13 protein-coding genes and 1 pseudogene are annotated in these 13,978 nt (G+C 72.0%); 7 read left to right on the plus strand and 7 right to left on the minus strand.

Annotated features, from left to right (window positions below):
• Nucleotides 1-125: 125 nt before the first annotated feature.
• From SA2016_RS06390 to SA2016_RS06405, 4 genes are all read left to right on the plus strand, one after another.
• The gene (locus SA2016_RS06390; protein WP_066496736.1) at nucleotides 126-1,544 is read left to right on the plus strand and encodes a wax ester/triacylglycerol synthase domain-containing protein; all 1,419 of its coding nucleotides are present in this window, start codon (nucleotides 126-128) and stop codon (nucleotides 1,542-1,544) included.
• A gap of 9 nt (nucleotides 1,545-1,553) precedes the next feature.
• The gene (locus SA2016_RS06395) at nucleotides 1,554-2,354 is read left to right on the plus strand and encodes an alpha/beta fold hydrolase (protein ID WP_084249356.1); all 801 of its coding nucleotides are present in this window, start codon (nucleotides 1,554-1,556) and stop codon (nucleotides 2,352-2,354) included.
• Nucleotides 2,351-3,127, plus strand: coding sequence for a maleylpyruvate isomerase N-terminal domain-containing protein (locus SA2016_RS06400; protein ID WP_066496737.1), 777 nt, complete (start codon nucleotides 2,351-2,353; stop codon nucleotides 3,125-3,127). The genes SA2016_RS06395 and SA2016_RS06400 overlap by 4 nt, the downstream gene beginning before the upstream one ends.
• Nucleotides 3,128-3,192: 65 nt before the next feature.
• Nucleotides 3,193-4,686, plus strand: coding sequence for a long-chain-fatty-acid--CoA ligase (locus SA2016_RS06405; protein WP_066496738.1), 1,494 nt, complete (start codon nucleotides 3,193-3,195; stop codon nucleotides 4,684-4,686).
• A gap of 16 nt (nucleotides 4,687-4,702) precedes the next feature.
• On the opposite strand, the gene SA2016_RS06410 is transcribed toward SA2016_RS06405, so the two are convergent.
• Together SA2016_RS06410 and SA2016_RS06415 are read right to left on the minus strand one after the other, a co-directional pair.
• Entirely contained in the window at nucleotides 4,703-5,497 is a 795-nt protein-coding gene (locus SA2016_RS06410) for an ion channel (protein WP_084249357.1), read from the minus strand.
• Between the two features lie 75 nt (nucleotides 5,498-5,572).
• Complete coding sequence (locus SA2016_RS06415; protein ID WP_066496740.1) at nucleotides 5,573-6,619, minus strand: LacI family DNA-binding transcriptional regulator; 1,047 nt, start codon at nucleotides 6,617-6,619, stop codon at nucleotides 5,573-5,575.
• Between the two features lie 110 nt (nucleotides 6,620-6,729).
• On the opposite strand from SA2016_RS06415, the gene SA2016_RS06420 reads away from it, so the two are divergent.
• The 3 genes and pseudogenes from SA2016_RS06420 (at nucleotide 6,730) to SA2016_RS06425 (ending at nucleotide 9,138) form a co-directional block, all read left to right on the plus strand.
• The gene (locus tag SA2016_RS06420; RefSeq protein ID WP_066496741.1) at nucleotides 6,730-7,674 is read left to right on the plus strand and encodes a dihydrodipicolinate synthase family protein; all 945 of its coding nucleotides are present in this window, start codon (nucleotides 6,730-6,732) and stop codon (nucleotides 7,672-7,674) included.
• A gap of 151 nt (nucleotides 7,675-7,825) precedes the next feature.
• Nucleotides 7,826-8,083: pseudogene (locus SA2016_RS22625) on the plus strand (hypothetical protein); the annotation flags it as partial.
• Between the two features lie 77 nt (nucleotides 8,084-8,160).
• Nucleotides 8,161-9,138, plus strand: coding sequence for an MFS transporter (locus tag SA2016_RS06425; protein WP_257125854.1), 978 nt, complete (start codon nucleotides 8,161-8,163; stop codon nucleotides 9,136-9,138).
• Between the two features lie 95 nt (nucleotides 9,139-9,233).
• Here SA2016_RS06425 and SA2016_RS06430 read toward each other — a convergent pair whose 3' ends face one another.
• The 5 genes from SA2016_RS06430 to SA2016_RS06450 are packed head-to-tail and all read right to left on the minus strand — an operon-like array spanning nucleotide 9,234 to nucleotide 13,968.
• A complete protein-coding gene (locus SA2016_RS06430; RefSeq protein ID WP_066496742.1) occupies nucleotides 9,234-10,490 on the minus strand; it encodes an ABC transporter substrate-binding protein in 1,257 nt (418 codons plus the stop codon).
• Complete coding sequence (locus SA2016_RS06435; protein WP_084249358.1) at nucleotides 10,487-11,602, minus strand: branched-chain amino acid ABC transporter permease; 1,116 nt, start codon at nucleotides 11,600-11,602, stop codon at nucleotides 10,487-10,489. The genes SA2016_RS06430 and SA2016_RS06435 overlap by 4 nt, the downstream gene beginning before the upstream one ends.
• Nucleotides 11,602-12,483: a branched-chain amino acid ABC transporter permease gene (locus SA2016_RS06440; RefSeq protein ID WP_066496746.1), complete on the minus strand. Its 882-nt coding sequence runs from the start codon at nucleotides 12,481-12,483 to the stop codon at nucleotides 11,602-11,604. Before SA2016_RS06440 ends, SA2016_RS06435 begins: the two co-directional genes overlap by 1 nt.
• Before the next feature lie 5 nt (nucleotides 12,484-12,488).
• Entirely contained in the window at nucleotides 12,489-13,199 is a 711-nt protein-coding gene (locus SA2016_RS06445) for an ABC transporter ATP-binding protein (protein ID WP_066496748.1), read from the minus strand.
• Entirely contained in the window at nucleotides 13,186-13,968 is a 783-nt protein-coding gene (locus SA2016_RS06450) for an ABC transporter ATP-binding protein (protein WP_084249359.1), read from the minus strand. The genes SA2016_RS06445 and SA2016_RS06450 overlap by 14 nt, the downstream gene beginning before the upstream one ends.
• Nucleotides 13,969-13,978: the final 10 nt, after the last annotated feature.

A 13,978-nucleotide genomic window follows, 5' to 3' on the forward strand; every position in this document is an offset into this window, starting at 1 on the left:
CCAGCCCAGGGCCACACGGCGCTGGCCCTCGCCGTGGGGCCAGAGGGACCTACTCCCCGCCGCAGCGCGCGCCTACGCTGGCTCCAGACGCACCGGGAGCCGGCGCTCTGGCCGGAGGAGCAGCCGTGACGCGCACAGGGATCGAACGCATCAGCAGCAATGACCTCACCGTGCTCGCCACCGACCGGGGGCCCGCTCCCATGCACATCGCCGCCGTCCTCGAGTTCGAGGCCGGAGCGGTGCCCGCCTTCGCCGAAGTCGCTGCCGTCCTCGAGCAGCGGATCCCGAGGATCCCCCGCCTGCGCCGCCGGCTGATGCGGACCCCGCCGGGCGCCGGACGGCCCGTGTGGGTCGACGACCCGACGTTCCGCCTCGACCGCCATCTCTCCGAGACCGAGGTTGCCGGCGGGCAGGAGGGCATCCTCCGCACCGCAGCCCATCTGGCCTGCCGCCGCCTCCAGAAGGACCGGCCGCCCTGGGCCGCGCACTGGGTCCACGGGGGCCCACGCGAGCCGGCAGCACTCGTGTTCGTGGCCCACCACGTCCTCGCGGACGGGCTCGGCGGCCTTGCAGTCCTCGCGTCCCTCGGTGACACCGCTCCCGCGCAGCGCGCGCCCGCCCAGCCCGCGCCCCAGCCGCCCCCTGCTGCCGGTACCGCAGGTCCTGCCGCCTTCCCGCAGCCGCAGCCGCGCCCGAGGGACCTCTTCGTGGACGCCTGGGCCGAGCGGCTCTCCGCCCTCGCCAGAGTGCCGCGGGCGCTCCCGGCGGCGGTTGCCGGCCTGCGCGAGCTCGGCCTGATCGGAGGCGGGCGCCGGCACGCGGCGCAGAGAGGCCAGCGGCCGGGCCCCCGGAGCGCCCGAGCGCGGGTCCGTGCCGCCCGCACGTCCTACAACCGGCCCACCGGGAGCCGGCGCAGCATCACTGCCCTGGCCGTCCCGCTCAGCGACGTCCTCGACGCTGCCCATGCCCGGCACTGCACCCTCAACGACCTGGTCCTCGTGGCGGTGGCAGGAGCCCTGGGGACCGCCCTGCGGGCGCGCGGCGAGTCCCCGGGGTCGTTCGTGGTCTCGGTCCCGATCTCGTCCCGCCGCGGAACCGAGGCCGCGACGCTCGGCAACGCCAACGGCGTCGTCCCCATCGAGGTCCCCAGCGACCCCGACCCCGCCGTGCGCCTCGCCCGCGTCATGGAGCAGACCGCGGCCCGCCGGGGCGCGCGGCGCGGCACGTCAGCCGGGCCGCTCGGGGTCGCCTTCCGCACGCTGGCCCGTGCCGGGGTCTTCCAGCGCTTCATCGACCACCAGCGGCTCGTGAACACGTTCCTCTCGAACATGCGGGGGCCCGCGGAGCCGCTCATGCTCGCCGGGCACCGCGTCACGCGGATCATCCCGGCGAGCATGACGCCCGGCAACGTGGGAGTGTGCTTCACCGTGCTCTCCTACGCGGGCCAGCTTGTCGTCACCGTGCTCGCCGATCCGGGCGTGGTTCCCGAGCAGGACGAACTCACCAGCCTGCTCTCTGGAGAACTCGCGCGCCTCACGGGGTAGCGTGGGCCCATGGAACGTCTCACCTCAGCTGACGGAACCACCATCGCCTACGACCACCTCGGCACCGGTGCCCCGCTCATCCTCGTCTCGGGGGCCAGCGTGGACCGCCGCGGCGACGCCCACCTCGCGGACGCCCTGGCCGAGAGCTTCACGGTCTACAACTATGACCGCCGCGGCCGCGGCGACAGCACGGACACCCTGCCGTTCGCGCCCGAGCGGGAGATCGAGGACATCGGCGCGCTCCTCGACCGTGCGGCGCACGATGCCGGGTCGGCGGCCGCCGTGGTCGGCCTCTCCTCGGGTGCCGCCCTGGCCGCCCGGGCCGCCGCCGCGCTGCCGGTGCGAGCGCTCGTGATGTGGGAGCCGCCGTTCATGACCGACGACGCCGGCCGCGCCCGCGCACGGGAGTACACCGCCACGCTCGACGCGAGGCTCGAGGCCGGGGACCACGACGGCGCCCTCACCACCTTCCTGCGCTACGTGGGCCTGCCCGACGCCGCCATCGACAGCACCCGCCAGTCGCCCACCTGGGCCACCGCCGTGCGCCTTGCCCCGACCCTCGCGTACGACAACGCCGCGATGGGCCGCAACGGCGAGGTCCCCCGGGAGGTGTTCGGCCGCATCACCGCCCCGACCCTGGTGCTCTCCGGCGGCGCGAGCCCGGCCTTCATGCCGGCAGCCGCGCAGGAGGCCGCCGCCGCGATCCCCGGGGCCTGCACGGGCGTGCTCGAGGGGCAGACGCACAACGTCGACGCGGCCGTCTTCGCCGCGGCGGTGAAGGAGTTCCTCGCCGCCCAGCAGCCGGCGTGACCGCGGCCGCCGAGTTCACCGCGGCGCTCGACCGGATCGCCGCGCTCGCCGACGCCTTCGCCGAGGCTGCCCGGGATGCCGCGGCCCAGGACCCGGGCCTCGCCCAGCCCGTCGCTGGCTGCCCGGGCTGGACGGCGCTCGGCCTCGTGGACCACCTCTCGGGCATCCACCGCTGGGCCGCCGCGGCGCTCGGCTCCGAGCGCGCCCCGCGGCTCGAGGACCGCCCCGAGCGGGAGGCGCCCGTCGAGTGGTACCGGGCGAGCGCGGCGCACCTGGTCGCCGCGCTCCGCGCCGCCGGCCCGGAGGCGCCAGCGTGGACGCTGTGGGACGGGCGCACCGCGGCATTCTGGGCCCGCCGCCAGGTCCACGAGCTCGCCGTCCACACCTTCGACCTCCTCGAGGCCCTCGGCCGCGCCTCCGCGTGGCAGCTCCCCGAGGACCTCGCCCTCGATGGCATCCGCGAGGTCCTCGACGGCTTCTACCCGCGTCAGGTGAGGCTCGGGCGCTCGAGGGGACTGCCCGGCGTCGTCCGCCTCGAGGTGACGCACGACGACGGCCGGCCGGCGGCGTCCCTCGTCCTGCCGGCGGCGGTCCCCCGGCGAGGGCGGCGAGGCGCTGCTCGGCACCGTGACGGGCAATGCACGGGAGGTCTACCTGGGGCTGTGGGGGCGCCGCCCGCTTCCGGACACCGCGCCCGAGCTGGCCCGGGTGATCCACGAGGCGCGGCTGGTTCCCTAGGCCCCGCGAATGGGACTGAATTCCGGTTGACGTGAGACTCAGTTTCACGGTTGAATCGTCTGTGGCCTACGCCACAGTAGCTTCCTGCCCAGGAGTCCCCATGAACCTTGCCGCGTACCTCGAGTCCACCGCCGCCGCCCACGGGCTGCGCACCGCCATCACGTGCGGCGAGGAGGCCTGGACGTACGCCGACCTCGCGGCTGCGGCCGCGCGCGCCGCCGGGCTGCTCGCCCGCGTCAGCGTCGGAGCGGGGGACCGGGTGGGGGTCATGCTGCCCAACGTGCCCGAGTTCGCAGCCCTCTACTACGGCGCCCTGCGCGCCGGAGCCGTCGTGGTGCCGATGAACCCGCTGCTCAAGCAGCGCGAGATCTCCTACTACCTCGAGGACTCCGGGGCGACGGTGCTCTTCGCGGCCGAGGACGTTGCGGAGGAGGCAGCCGAGGGCGGCCGGGCCGGCGGGGCGCGCGTCATCCCGATCGGGCGCGGGGCGTTCACCGGGGCGCTCGCGGGGGAGGAGCCGCTCGGGGAGGCCGTGGAACGCGCGGACGGGGACACCGCCGTCATCCTCTACACCTCGGGCACCACCGGCCGGCCCAAGGGCGCGGAGCTGACCCACAGCAACCTCATCCGCAACGCGGACCTGACGGTGCGCACCCTCCTGACGCTGACGTCCGAGGACGTGGTGTTCGGCGGCCTGCCCCTGTTCCACACCTTCGGCCAGACCTGCGCGCTGAACACCACGGTGATGGCCGGAGCGACGATCGCGCTCCTGCCGCGGTTCTCCGCGCAGGCCGCGCTCGAGATCATCGACGCCCAGCACGTGACGGTGTTCGCCGGCGTGCCCACGATGTACAGCGCCCTCCTCGCCGTCCCCGACCACCGCCGCTACGACACCTCGTCCCTGCGGGTGTGCATCTCGGGCGGGGCCGCGCTGCCCGTGGAGGTCCTGCACCGGTTCGAGGACGAGTTCGGCTGCATCATCCTCGAGGGCTACGGCCTGTCCGAGACCTCGCCGGTGGCCGCGTTCAACCACCCGGACCGGCTCCGCAAGCCCGGCTCGATCGGCACCGCCGTGGAGGGGGTCGAGCTCCGGGTCGTGGGGCTCGACGGCGAGGACGTCCCGCAGGGCGAGGTGGGCGAGATCGCCGTGCGGGGGCACAACATCATGAAGGGCTACTGGAAGCGGCCGGATGCCACGGCCGAGGCCATCCGCGACGGCTGGTTCCTCACCGGGGACATGGGCCGGGTCGACGCGGACGGCTGCCACTCGATCGTGGACCGGAAGAAGGACCTCATCATCCGCGGCGGCTACAACGTCTACCCGCGCGAGGTCGAGGAGGTCCTCTATGAGCACCCCGCCGTGGCCGAGGCCGCCGTGGTGGGCGCCCCGCATGCCGAGCTCGGCGAGGAGGTGGTGGCCGTCGTCGCCCTCAGCGCCCCCGGCGCCGCGACGGCCGAGGAGCTGCGCGAGTTCGTCAAGTCCCAGGTCGCCGCCTACAAGTACCCGCGCGAGGTGCGGATCGTGGACCGGCTCCCCAAGGGCCCCACCGGCAAGATCCTCAAGCGGGACCTGCGGGCCGAGCTCGCCGGCTGAGCCGGGCGGCTGGGCGTCAGGCTCCGGGCCACGTGCCGCGGCGCTCGGCCTCGCGGGCCTCGAGCGCCGCGGTGAGCCGCTCGACCCGCTCCGTGAGCGCTTGGACCTTCGCCTCGAGGCTCTGGTCGATGGCCTCGACCTCCGCCTCGACGTCCTGGACCTCGGCCTCGACGGCCTCGACGCCGGCCTCGACCTCCGCGGCGGTCTGGGACGTCATCGTCTCGACGAGCCACGCGGCGATGGAGGCGGTGACCACACCGAGGACCGCGATGCCGGAGACCATGAGCGCGGCGGCGACGAGCCGGCCGATTACGGTCACCGGGTAGTGGTCGCCGTAGCCCACCGTGGTGATGGTCTCGAGCGCCCACCAGATCGCCGCCCCGAAGCTGCGGATGTTGGAGCCGGGCACGTTCTGCTCGACGTCCTCGACCGTGAGCGCCCCGCAGTACATGAGCATCCCGGCCGCGGCGATCACGTAGACCACCAGGCGGCCGCGCAGGGCGTTGCCGGCCTTGTTGTGGACCACCCGGAGGAAGGTCACGAGCCGCAGCGGCCGCAGGGCCGGCAGGGCGAGGATCGCGAGCTCGTGCAGGTTGCGGACGAACCAGCGCCCCCGCTGGGGCGCGAGCCACAGCTGCCCCGCGTAGTCCACCACGAACACCGCCCACGCGGCCCACAGCAGGCCCTCGGCCCACGCCCCCTCCTCGGGCGGCAGGTTCCCGATGACCTGTACCGAGTAGGCGCCCAGGAACACGACCGCAGCGGCGAGTGTGGGCCACTCGGTGAGCTCGCGCCAGCGTTCCTGCGTCATGCCCGAAGGGTACCGCCGTCTGGCCCCGGTGCGCCCGGTCCGGTCGGCCCGGTCATTTCCTGGCTACTCGGATCCTCACCCGGCCGCGTCCGGCCGGGGGGAGGGGCGGGCGGTGGAGGCGCGGGGGATGAGCGTGGGAGCGAGCGTCCGATGGGCCGCCAGGGCCGGCCTTCCTTGGAGCGAGTTCAGGAGCGCGTCGACGGTGGCGGAGGCGATGTCCCGGAAGGGCACGCGGACGGTCGTGAGGGGGACCGGGAGCCGCGCCACGAGCGGGATGTCGTTGTAGCCGACGATGGAGAGGTCCTTCGGGATGGCCAGTCCCGCGCGCTGGATGACGGACGTGAAGCCGAAGGCCGTGTTGTCGTTGACCGCGAAGACCGCCGTGGGCCGGTCCCCGGTGGCGAGGAAGGCCTCCGCCGCGGCTTCGCCGCTCTCCATGCTGAACGACGACGGGTAGACGAGCTCCGGGGCGTCCTCGATGCCGGCCTCGCGCAGCGCCTGCCGATAGCCCTCCCGGCGAGACAGGGCGGTCGGCGCGTGGTCGGGGCCGGCCACGAGGCCGATCCGGCGGTGGCCGAGGTCGATGAGGTGACGGGTCGCGAGATAGCCGCCGAGCACGTCGTCGCCCACCACGCTCGGGCTCTCGCCGTAGGAACGGAGCGCCAGCACGTGGGGGATCCCGCGCTCGAGGAGTTCCGTGCACAGGCCCCCCTCCGTGGTGGCCGTGGTCAGGATGAGCCCGTCGACGCGCGAGGCGAGCATCGCCAGCCCGTTCTCCCGCTCGAGGGCCGGGTCGTCATAGGTGGTGGCCACGAGTGCGTGGTAGCCGCGCGCCGCGCTGGCTGCCGCGATCTCCTCGAAGAGCATCGCCATGACCGTGTCGGTCAGCCGGGAGACCAGGACACCGATGGTGTTGGTCTGCTGGCGCCGGAGGTTCGCGGCGGTGGGGTTCGGCTCGTACCCGAGCGCTTCGGCCACCGCGCGGATGCGGGCCGCGGAAGGGCTCCGATAGAAGCGGTGCTCGCGGTTCATGGCCCGCGAGACGGTCGACCGTGCGACGCCCGCCGCCTCGGCGACGTCAGTGATCGTCGGCCGCGTGCCGCTTGATTCCTTGGCCTCCATGGCGCCTTTCCCTGACCTCTTGACGTGCTCTCGTGATCAAGCTTACAGTCGAAGCAATCGATAACGGAATCGATTGCACAAACTGGATCGATCACTCGAAGGAGAGCCACATGAGCACCATCGACCTCCGGGGCCTGGTCCCCGCCCCCGTCACCCCCTTCACCCGCGACGGCGACGTCGACGTGGACGCCATCCACCGCCTCGGCGGCTGGCTCGCCGGCGTGGAGGGCGTCAAGGGCCTCGTTGTCCTCGGCCACGCCGGGGAGGGCACGTTCCTCACCCAGGCCGAGCAGGCCCTCGTCATCTCCTCGTTCCGCGATGCCGCGGACGGCCGGGTGCCGGTCATCGCCGGCATCACCGGGGAGGGCAACAAGGTCGCCGCCGAGGAAGCCCAGCGCGCGGTGGAGGCCGGCGCCTCGGCCGGCCTCGTCTACCCCTCCCACGGCTGGCTGCGCTTCGGGTACCAGAAGGGCGCCCCCCAGACCCGCTACCAGGAGATCTACGAGACCAGCGGCCTGCCGCTGATCCTCTTCCAGTACCCGGACGCCACCAAGGCCACCTACGACCTGGACACCCAGCTCGAGATCGCCGGCCAGGAGGGCGTGTTCGCGACCAAGAACGGCGTGCGGAACATGCGCCGCTGGGACACCGAGATCCCGGTGCTGCGCGCCGCGTTCCCGGACCTGCAGATCCTCACCTGCCATGACGAGTACCTGCTGCACACGATGTTCGACGTCGACGGCGCCCTGGTCGGCTACGGCGGCCTGGCCCCCGAGCCGCTCGTCGAGCTCATCGCCGCCGGCAAGGCCAAGGACTACGCCAAGGCCCGTGAGGTCCACGACCGCCTCCTGCCCGTGACCAAGAACGTCTACCACCGCGGGTCCCACATGGAGGGCACGGTCGCGCTCAAGGAGGGCCTCGTGGCCCGCGGCATCCTCGAGCACGCCACCGTCCGGCACCCGCTCCTGCCCCTCGCCCCCGGTGCCCACGACGAGATCGCCCTCGCCCTGGCCTCGGCCGGACTCGGCCGCGTCGGCGCCCCGGCCCGCGCCTGACCGCTACCGGCACCGGACCGCACCGGCACTGAGCCGGTCCCGGCACTGAGCCGAGCGCACGACGGCGGGCGCCCGCCCGCCGTCGTGCGCCCACCCGAGCGGAAGCTCACCTAGGATTCACTGGAGCCTCAACGACGAGGAAGCACACATGATGTCCGTCACCAAGGGAGCCCTCAGCGTGGGCACCGCAACCCTCTACTCGCGCCGCGAGATCCGCCTCATCCTGGCCTTCGCCCTGCTGGGCACGCTCTTCGACGGCGCCGAGCTGAACCTCATCGGCTACCCGCTCGTGTACATCTCCGGCAGCCTGCACGTCTCGACGATCGCCCTGATCACCGTCGCGACCGTGCAGGGCTTCGCCTCGATCCTCGGCGGGTTCGTCTTCGGCACCCTCGGCGACACCCTCGGGCGCCGCCGTACCTTCGCGATCTCCGTCGTCGCCTTCGGCATCGCGGCCACCCTCGGGGCCTCGCGGTCAACTACGAGATGTTCATGGCCACCCGCGTCCTCGCAGGGATCGGCATGGGCGGCCTCTTCGGCCTGTCCTTCTCGATGTTCACCGAGTGCTGGAAGACCGCCCGCCGCGGCACGATGGGCGGGATCATCCAGGCCATGTACTTCGTTGGAGAGATCCTCACCGAGGGCGTCCTCTTCCTCTTCCTCACTGTCCTCGGCCACGACCTCGGCTGGCGGGCCGGGTACATCGGCATCGGCATCATCAGTACGGTCATCGGCATCGCCTCGCTAAAGCTCCTGCCGGAGTCCAAGCAATGGCTCGCCTACCAGCAGCACCTCAAGGCCGGGACCCTGCCCGAGGACCTGCGTCGCACCAAGGTCCCCGTCGTGGACATCTTCAAGCCGCAGTTCGTCGTCGGCACGGTCCTGTTCATGGTCCTCTCGACGGCCATGTTCCTCACCACGAACTCCGTGGGCGCCTACCTCTCGACCTACCTGCTGGCCACCCAGAAGCTCCCGCTCGACACGGTCAGCCTCATCGTCCTGATCGGCTATGTGGCGACCATCGTTGCCTACACGCTCACAGGGGTCGTCTCGGACACCATCCGGCGCAAGTACGCCTTCACCCTCGCCTCGGCGGTCGGGACGGTCGGCTTCGTCTGGTTCCTCGTGCTGCTGGGCACCAAGAGCGCGCACGTCGGCCCCGACTTCTGGGCGTGGCCGGCCTTCTGGGCGCTCATGCTCTGCGCCGCGGCGGCGGGCGGCTTCGGGGTCCTCGGGGTCTGGATGTCCGAGTTCTTCCCCACCCGCATCCGCTCCACGGGATCCAGTGCGAGCTACTACGTGGGCCGCGGCCTCGGCGCCGGCATCTTCCCCCTGTTCGCGCTCACGATCGCTGGCACCGTGCCGTTCGCCCTCGCCCTCGGCATCATCGGACCCGTCACGGGGCTCGTCTTCTCCCTGATGGCCCCCGACCGCACGGGACGGGCCATCGCCGACCTCGAGTAGCCATCCCGGTCCGCACGTACGACGGCGGCGGCCCACCTCGCGCGAGGTGGGCCGCCGCCGTCGTCGGTCACCGCAGGAGCGGCGGTGGGTGCGGCTCAGCCGAACTTCTGTGCGGTGGCGTAGCCCTTGCCGTTGTACTTCTGGACGAGCACGGAGGAGATGGCCGGCTGGCCGTCCATGGTGGTGTCCACCGTGGTGCCCTGGAGCATGAGCGGGGCGTTGAAGCCCTTGATGCTGCGCAGGGCCTTCATGAAGGAGTCCCGCGTGGGGTCGGTCATCTTCTGGAACGCCTGGTCGAGCGTGGCGCCGGCGATGTAGCTCCACATGCAGTGCGGGAACGCCGGCATCCCCTGGTAGTTGCCGTACTGCTTGAGGTCGGAGAGGAACTTCACCACGTCCTGGTCCTTGGCGAACTCCGGGCTCTGGGGGGCCTTGGAGAAGGCGACCGAGTAGATGCCCGGGTAGGCCGAGGCCCCGCCGGGGGCCAGGATGGCCGTGGGGCTCGAGGTGTTCGAGGGCAGGAACCAGCTGGGCTTCCAGCCGATCTGCTGCGCCTTCTGCAGGGTCGCGATGGTCAGCGGGGTGATGGACATGGCGTTGAAGAACACGTCCGCGCCGGTCGCGGCCAGCTGGGTGATCTGCGCGTCGACCGAGGTGTCCGTGGCCTCGTAGGTCTGCTCACCGACCACGCTGATGTTCGAGGCACCCTTGATGGCGTCCTTGAAGCCGGAGACGTAGCCCTTGCCGTAGTCGTCGTTCTGGGAAAGGATCGCGACCTTGTGGGTGCCGCCGGAGGAGGCCAGCAGCTTGCCGAACGCCCCGCCCTCGTTCTGGTAGGCCGGGACGAGGCCGAGCTGCCAGGGGCTCTGCTTCTGGTCGCTGAAGATGGGATCGCCCGTCATGACGAGGACCTGGGGCACCTTCTGGCTGATCGCAGCCTCGCGGAACGCGCGGTTGGTCGGCGTCCCGAGGCCGATGCCCTCGGCGAAGACGTTGTCCGAGACCATCTGCTGGAAGTTGGAGAGCGACTTCTGCGGGTCGTAGGCGTCGTCGTAGGTCTTGATGTCCACCTTGCGCGTCTTGCCGTCGCCGAACTTGATCCCGCCCTCGGCGTTCTTGGCGCCGAAGTAGGCCTTGGCGCCTGCGACGGTGCAGGTGCCCGGACCGGCGGTCGCGCCGCTGAGCGGGGTGGTGATGCCGAGCGTGATGGACGTGTCGGTGATGCCCGGCGACGCCGCCGTGCCCCCGCCGCTGCTCTGTGCGCCGCCCCGGCATCCTGTCAGCGAGAGCGCAAGGACCGACGCCATCGCGACGGCGCCGAGGAGCCCCCGTGTCCCTTTCCGAACGTTCATGATCGACCGTGCCTCTCTGTTTTCTCGGGTGCCTCCGGCGCCGCGTCCGGGATCTGGACCTGCGCGGGAGCGTGGTGCGGGGGAGTCCCCGTGGTGGAGTGGTGCTTCTCGGTGGCGGAGGGGGCACCGGCCGGGAGGGCACCCCCGGCGCGGGCGGCGGTGCCGCGGCGGGTGAGCCGGCGGAGGACCCGGGGCAGGCTCACGAGCCCGTCCGGCAGGAGGAACAGCACCGCGAGGAGGATCACGCCCTGGCTGATGGTGGTCAGGTTCGGATCGACCGCGTTGGTCAGCTGCGGCACGACGATGTAGTACGCGCCGCCGATCAGCGACCCGACGATGCTGCCGGCCCCGCCGATCACCATGGCCGCGAGCAGGCTGATGGAGTGGCCGAAGCTGAGCGTCTCGGGGGAGGTGTACTGGACGGCCGCCATATAGAGGAAGCCGCTCGCGCCGCCGAACACCGAGGCGATCGTGAACGCGAGGACCTTGGTCCAATACGGGGAGACGCCCATCGAGGCCGCCACCGACTCGTTGCCCTTCACCACGGCGAATGCGCGCCCGTACTTGCCGCGCACGAGCCGGCGGGCCAGGAGGAACCCGACGCCGGCCACGAGCAGGACGATGTAGTACTGCCACTGGTCGTTGAACAGGCCGGACCAGTCCGGGGCGTTGGAGAAGATGGCCGAGGTGCCCTGGGAGCCCCCCGTGAAGGTGTCGAGCCGCTTGGCCAGCGGCACGCCCACGATCGGCAGCGCGATCGTGACCATCGCGATCGCGAGGCCGCCGAGGCGCGCGGCGGCGAGGGCCACGAGCAGCCCCACGATCCCGGTGATGACGGCGGCCGCGACGAACACGAGGACGATGTTCCAGCCGTGCGTCACACCGTAGGCGGTGACGTAGGCGCCCAGACCCAGGAAGAAGATCTGCCCGAGGTTGACCTGCCCGGTGTAGCCCATGACGATGTTCAGCCCGAGCACGGCGACCGCGTACACGCCGATCCGCACGAGGCTCTGGTTGACGATCGCGGGCAGGAAGAGCGGGGCCGCGACGAGGACGACGACGACCAGGACGGCGACGGCGATCCGCGCCCGGCGGGATGTCAGCGCTGCCATCAGACCCGCACCACGACCTTCCTGCCGAACAGGCCTTGGGGACGGAGGAGGAGGATCACGAAGATCAGCGCGAACGGGACGGCGATCTTGAGGTCGTGCCCGATCAGCGGCACGTACACGGCGACGAGGTTCTCGAGCACGCCGATGCCCCACGCCGCGGCCACGGCCCCGATCGGGCTGTCCAGCCCGCCGAGGATCACGGCGGCGAGCGCGTACACGAGAGCGCCGTCGAGCATCCCCGGGGTCAGCGTCAGCTGTGGCCCGACGAGGGCCCCGGCCACCGCGCCGAGCGCGGCCGCGAGGCCCCAGCCGACCATGAGCAGCCGCCCCACGGGCAGGCCGGAGAGCGCCGAGGAGGCGGGGTTGTCCGCCACGGCGCGCAGCGCGAGGCCGAGCTTGGTGCGAAGGAACAGCAGCTGCAGCAGGGCCATGATCGCCACGATGGTCACCGTCGTGGCGAGCGAGCGGACGCTGACCACGGCGCCGAGGACGTGCACGCTCGAGAGCGGGAACAGCGAGGGGAACTGCAGGTTGTTGTAGCCCCACAGCACCGCGACGATCCCCGTGACGAGGGTGAGCAGGCCGATAGTGACGACCACGGCCGTGTCCGGGTCGCCGCGCTCGAAGCGGCGCATGAGGAACCGCTCGACGAGGGCGCCGAGGCAGAACGAGAGCACGATCGCCAGGAGCACGGCCGCCAGGAGCGGCAGCCCCGCCTGCACGAACGCGTACGCGATGTAGGCAGAGAGGACGGCGAGGCCTCCCTGGGCGAAGTTGATCAGGCCGGTCGCCTGGTTCACGAGGACGATCGCGAGGGCGAGGGCCGCGTAGATCGAGCCGGTCGAGAGGCCGTCGACGACGAGCTGGATGAAGGTCTCCATCGGGTTCAGCCCCCCAGGTAGGCGCGGCGGATCTCGTCCATGCCCTTGAGCTCGGCCGAGGTCCCGGTCAGCACGGTCCGCCCCGTCTCGAGCACCGTGGCGGTGTCGACGAGGGAGAACGCGAGGTTGGCATTCTGCTCGACCACGAGCATCGCGATGCCCGAGTCGACGCGGAGCCGGCGGATGGCCTCGTAGACCGTCTTCGCCGTGCTGGGTGCGAGGCCGAGGGAGGCCTCGTCGAGCAGGAGGAGCTTGGGCTTGGCCATGAAGGCCCTGCCCACGGCGAGCATCTGCTGCTCGCCGCCGGAGAGTGCCGCGGCCCGGGAGCCGATGCGGTTGCGCAGGTTCGGGAACAGCTCGAGGCAGTACTCGATGTCCTTCTCAATCTGCCGGCGGTCCTTGCGCAGGTAGGCGCCGACGGCAAGGTTCTCGCGCACGCTGAGCTGGGCGAGCGTGCCGCGGCCCTCGGGCACGTGGGCGATCCCGAGCGCTGCGACCTGGTCGGGCCGGAGGCCGCGGATGTCGCGGCCCGCGAACCGGATCGTCCCGCCGGTGCGGACCGTGCCGCTGATGGCGCGCAGCGTGGTGGTCTTGCCCGCGCCGTTGGCCCCGAGGACGCCGACGGCGCCGCCCTCCGGCACGGTCAGGGAGACACCCTCGAGCACCTGGACGGGGCCGTAGGAGGCGGTGACGTGGTCGAGCTCAAGCAGCGTCATCGGCCGCGTCCTTCCCGATGTAGGCCTCGATCACGCGCGGGTCGGACTGCGCCTCGGCCGCGGTGCCCTCCATGAGCTTGCGGCCGTGGTCCAGCACCACCACGCGGTCCGTGAGCGCCGAGATGAGGCCCATGTGGTGCTCGACGATCACGATCGTGATGTCCTGCTCGTCGCGCACCTGCTTCACGGTGGCGATGAGCTGCTCGACCTCGCCGTGCGAGAGCCCGGCGGCGGGCTCGTCGAGCAGGAGCAGCGTGGGCCGTGCCAGGAGCGCCCGCCACAGCTCGATGCCCTTGTGCAGCCCGTGCGAGAGCTCGTCCGCGGGCCGGTCCGCGGCCCAGGCGAGACCAGCGCGGTCGAGGAGCTCGAGCGCCTCGGCGCGCAGGCCGCGCTCGGCTCTGGAGGTGAACGGCAGGCCGAGGGCCCAGGAGAGCGGGCCGCCCGGGAGGCGGGTGTGGCCGCCGAGGACCACGTTCTCGAGCACGGTGGCGCGCAGCTGGAGCGCGGGGTGCTGGAAGGTCCGGGAGAGGCCGATCCGGGCCAGGTGGGAGGGAGCGCGCCCCACGGCCTCGGTGCCGTCGATCGTGATTGACCCGGAGCTCGGCCGGTAGTGGCCGCTGATGCAGTTGAAGAGCGAGGTCTTCCCGGCGCCGTTGGGTCCGACGAGTCCGAAGATGGTGCCGGGTTCCACGTCGAAGCTCACGTCCTGGAGCACTGTGACGCCGCCGAAGTGCAGGTTCACGTCGCTCAGGCTCAGGCGTGCTGCCATCGGCGTACCT

The sequence above is a fragment of the Sinomonas atrocyanea genome (assembly GCF_001577305.1).
GTDB lineage: Bacteria > Actinomycetota > Actinomycetes > Actinomycetales > Micrococcaceae > Sinomonas > Sinomonas atrocyanea.

Coding starts and splice junctions, on each gene's coding strand:
- SA2016_RS06410 (WP_084249357.1), bottom strand. CDS start 5,497: ATGACGCAGGAACGCTGGCGCGAGCTCACCGAGTGGCCCACACTCGCC.
- SA2016_RS06415 (WP_066496740.1), bottom strand. CDS start 6,619: ATGGAGGCCAAGGAATCAAGCGGCACGCGGCCGACGATCACTGACGTC.
- SA2016_RS06445 (WP_066496748.1), bottom strand. CDS start 13,199: ATGACGCTGCTTGAGCTCGACCACGTCACCGCCTCCTACGGCCCCGTC.
- SA2016_RS06405 (WP_066496738.1), top strand. CDS start 3,193: ATGAACCTTGCCGCGTACCTCGAGTCCACCGCCGCCGCCCACGGGCTG.
- SA2016_RS06440 (WP_066496746.1), bottom strand. CDS start 12,483: ATGGAGACCTTCATCCAGCTCGTCGTCGACGGCCTCTCGACCGGCTCG.
- SA2016_RS06430 (WP_066496742.1), bottom strand. CDS start 10,490: ATGAACGTTCGGAAAGGGACACGGGGGCTCCTCGGCGCCGTCGCGATG.
- SA2016_RS06435 (WP_084249358.1), bottom strand. CDS start 11,602: ATGGCAGCGCTGACATCCCGCCGGGCGCGGATCGCCGTCGCCGTCCTG.
- SA2016_RS06395 (WP_084249356.1), top strand. CDS start 1,554: ATGGAACGTCTCACCTCAGCTGACGGAACCACCATCGCCTACGACCAC.
- SA2016_RS06450 (WP_084249359.1), bottom strand. CDS start 13,968: ATGGCAGCACGCCTGAGCCTGAGCGACGTGAACCTGCACTTCGGCGGC.
- SA2016_RS06420 (WP_066496741.1), top strand. CDS start 6,730: ATGAGCACCATCGACCTCCGGGGCCTGGTCCCCGCCCCCGTCACCCCC.
- SA2016_RS06425 (WP_257125854.1), top strand. CDS start 8,161: ATGTTCATGGCCACCCGCGTCCTCGCAGGGATCGGCATGGGCGGCCTC.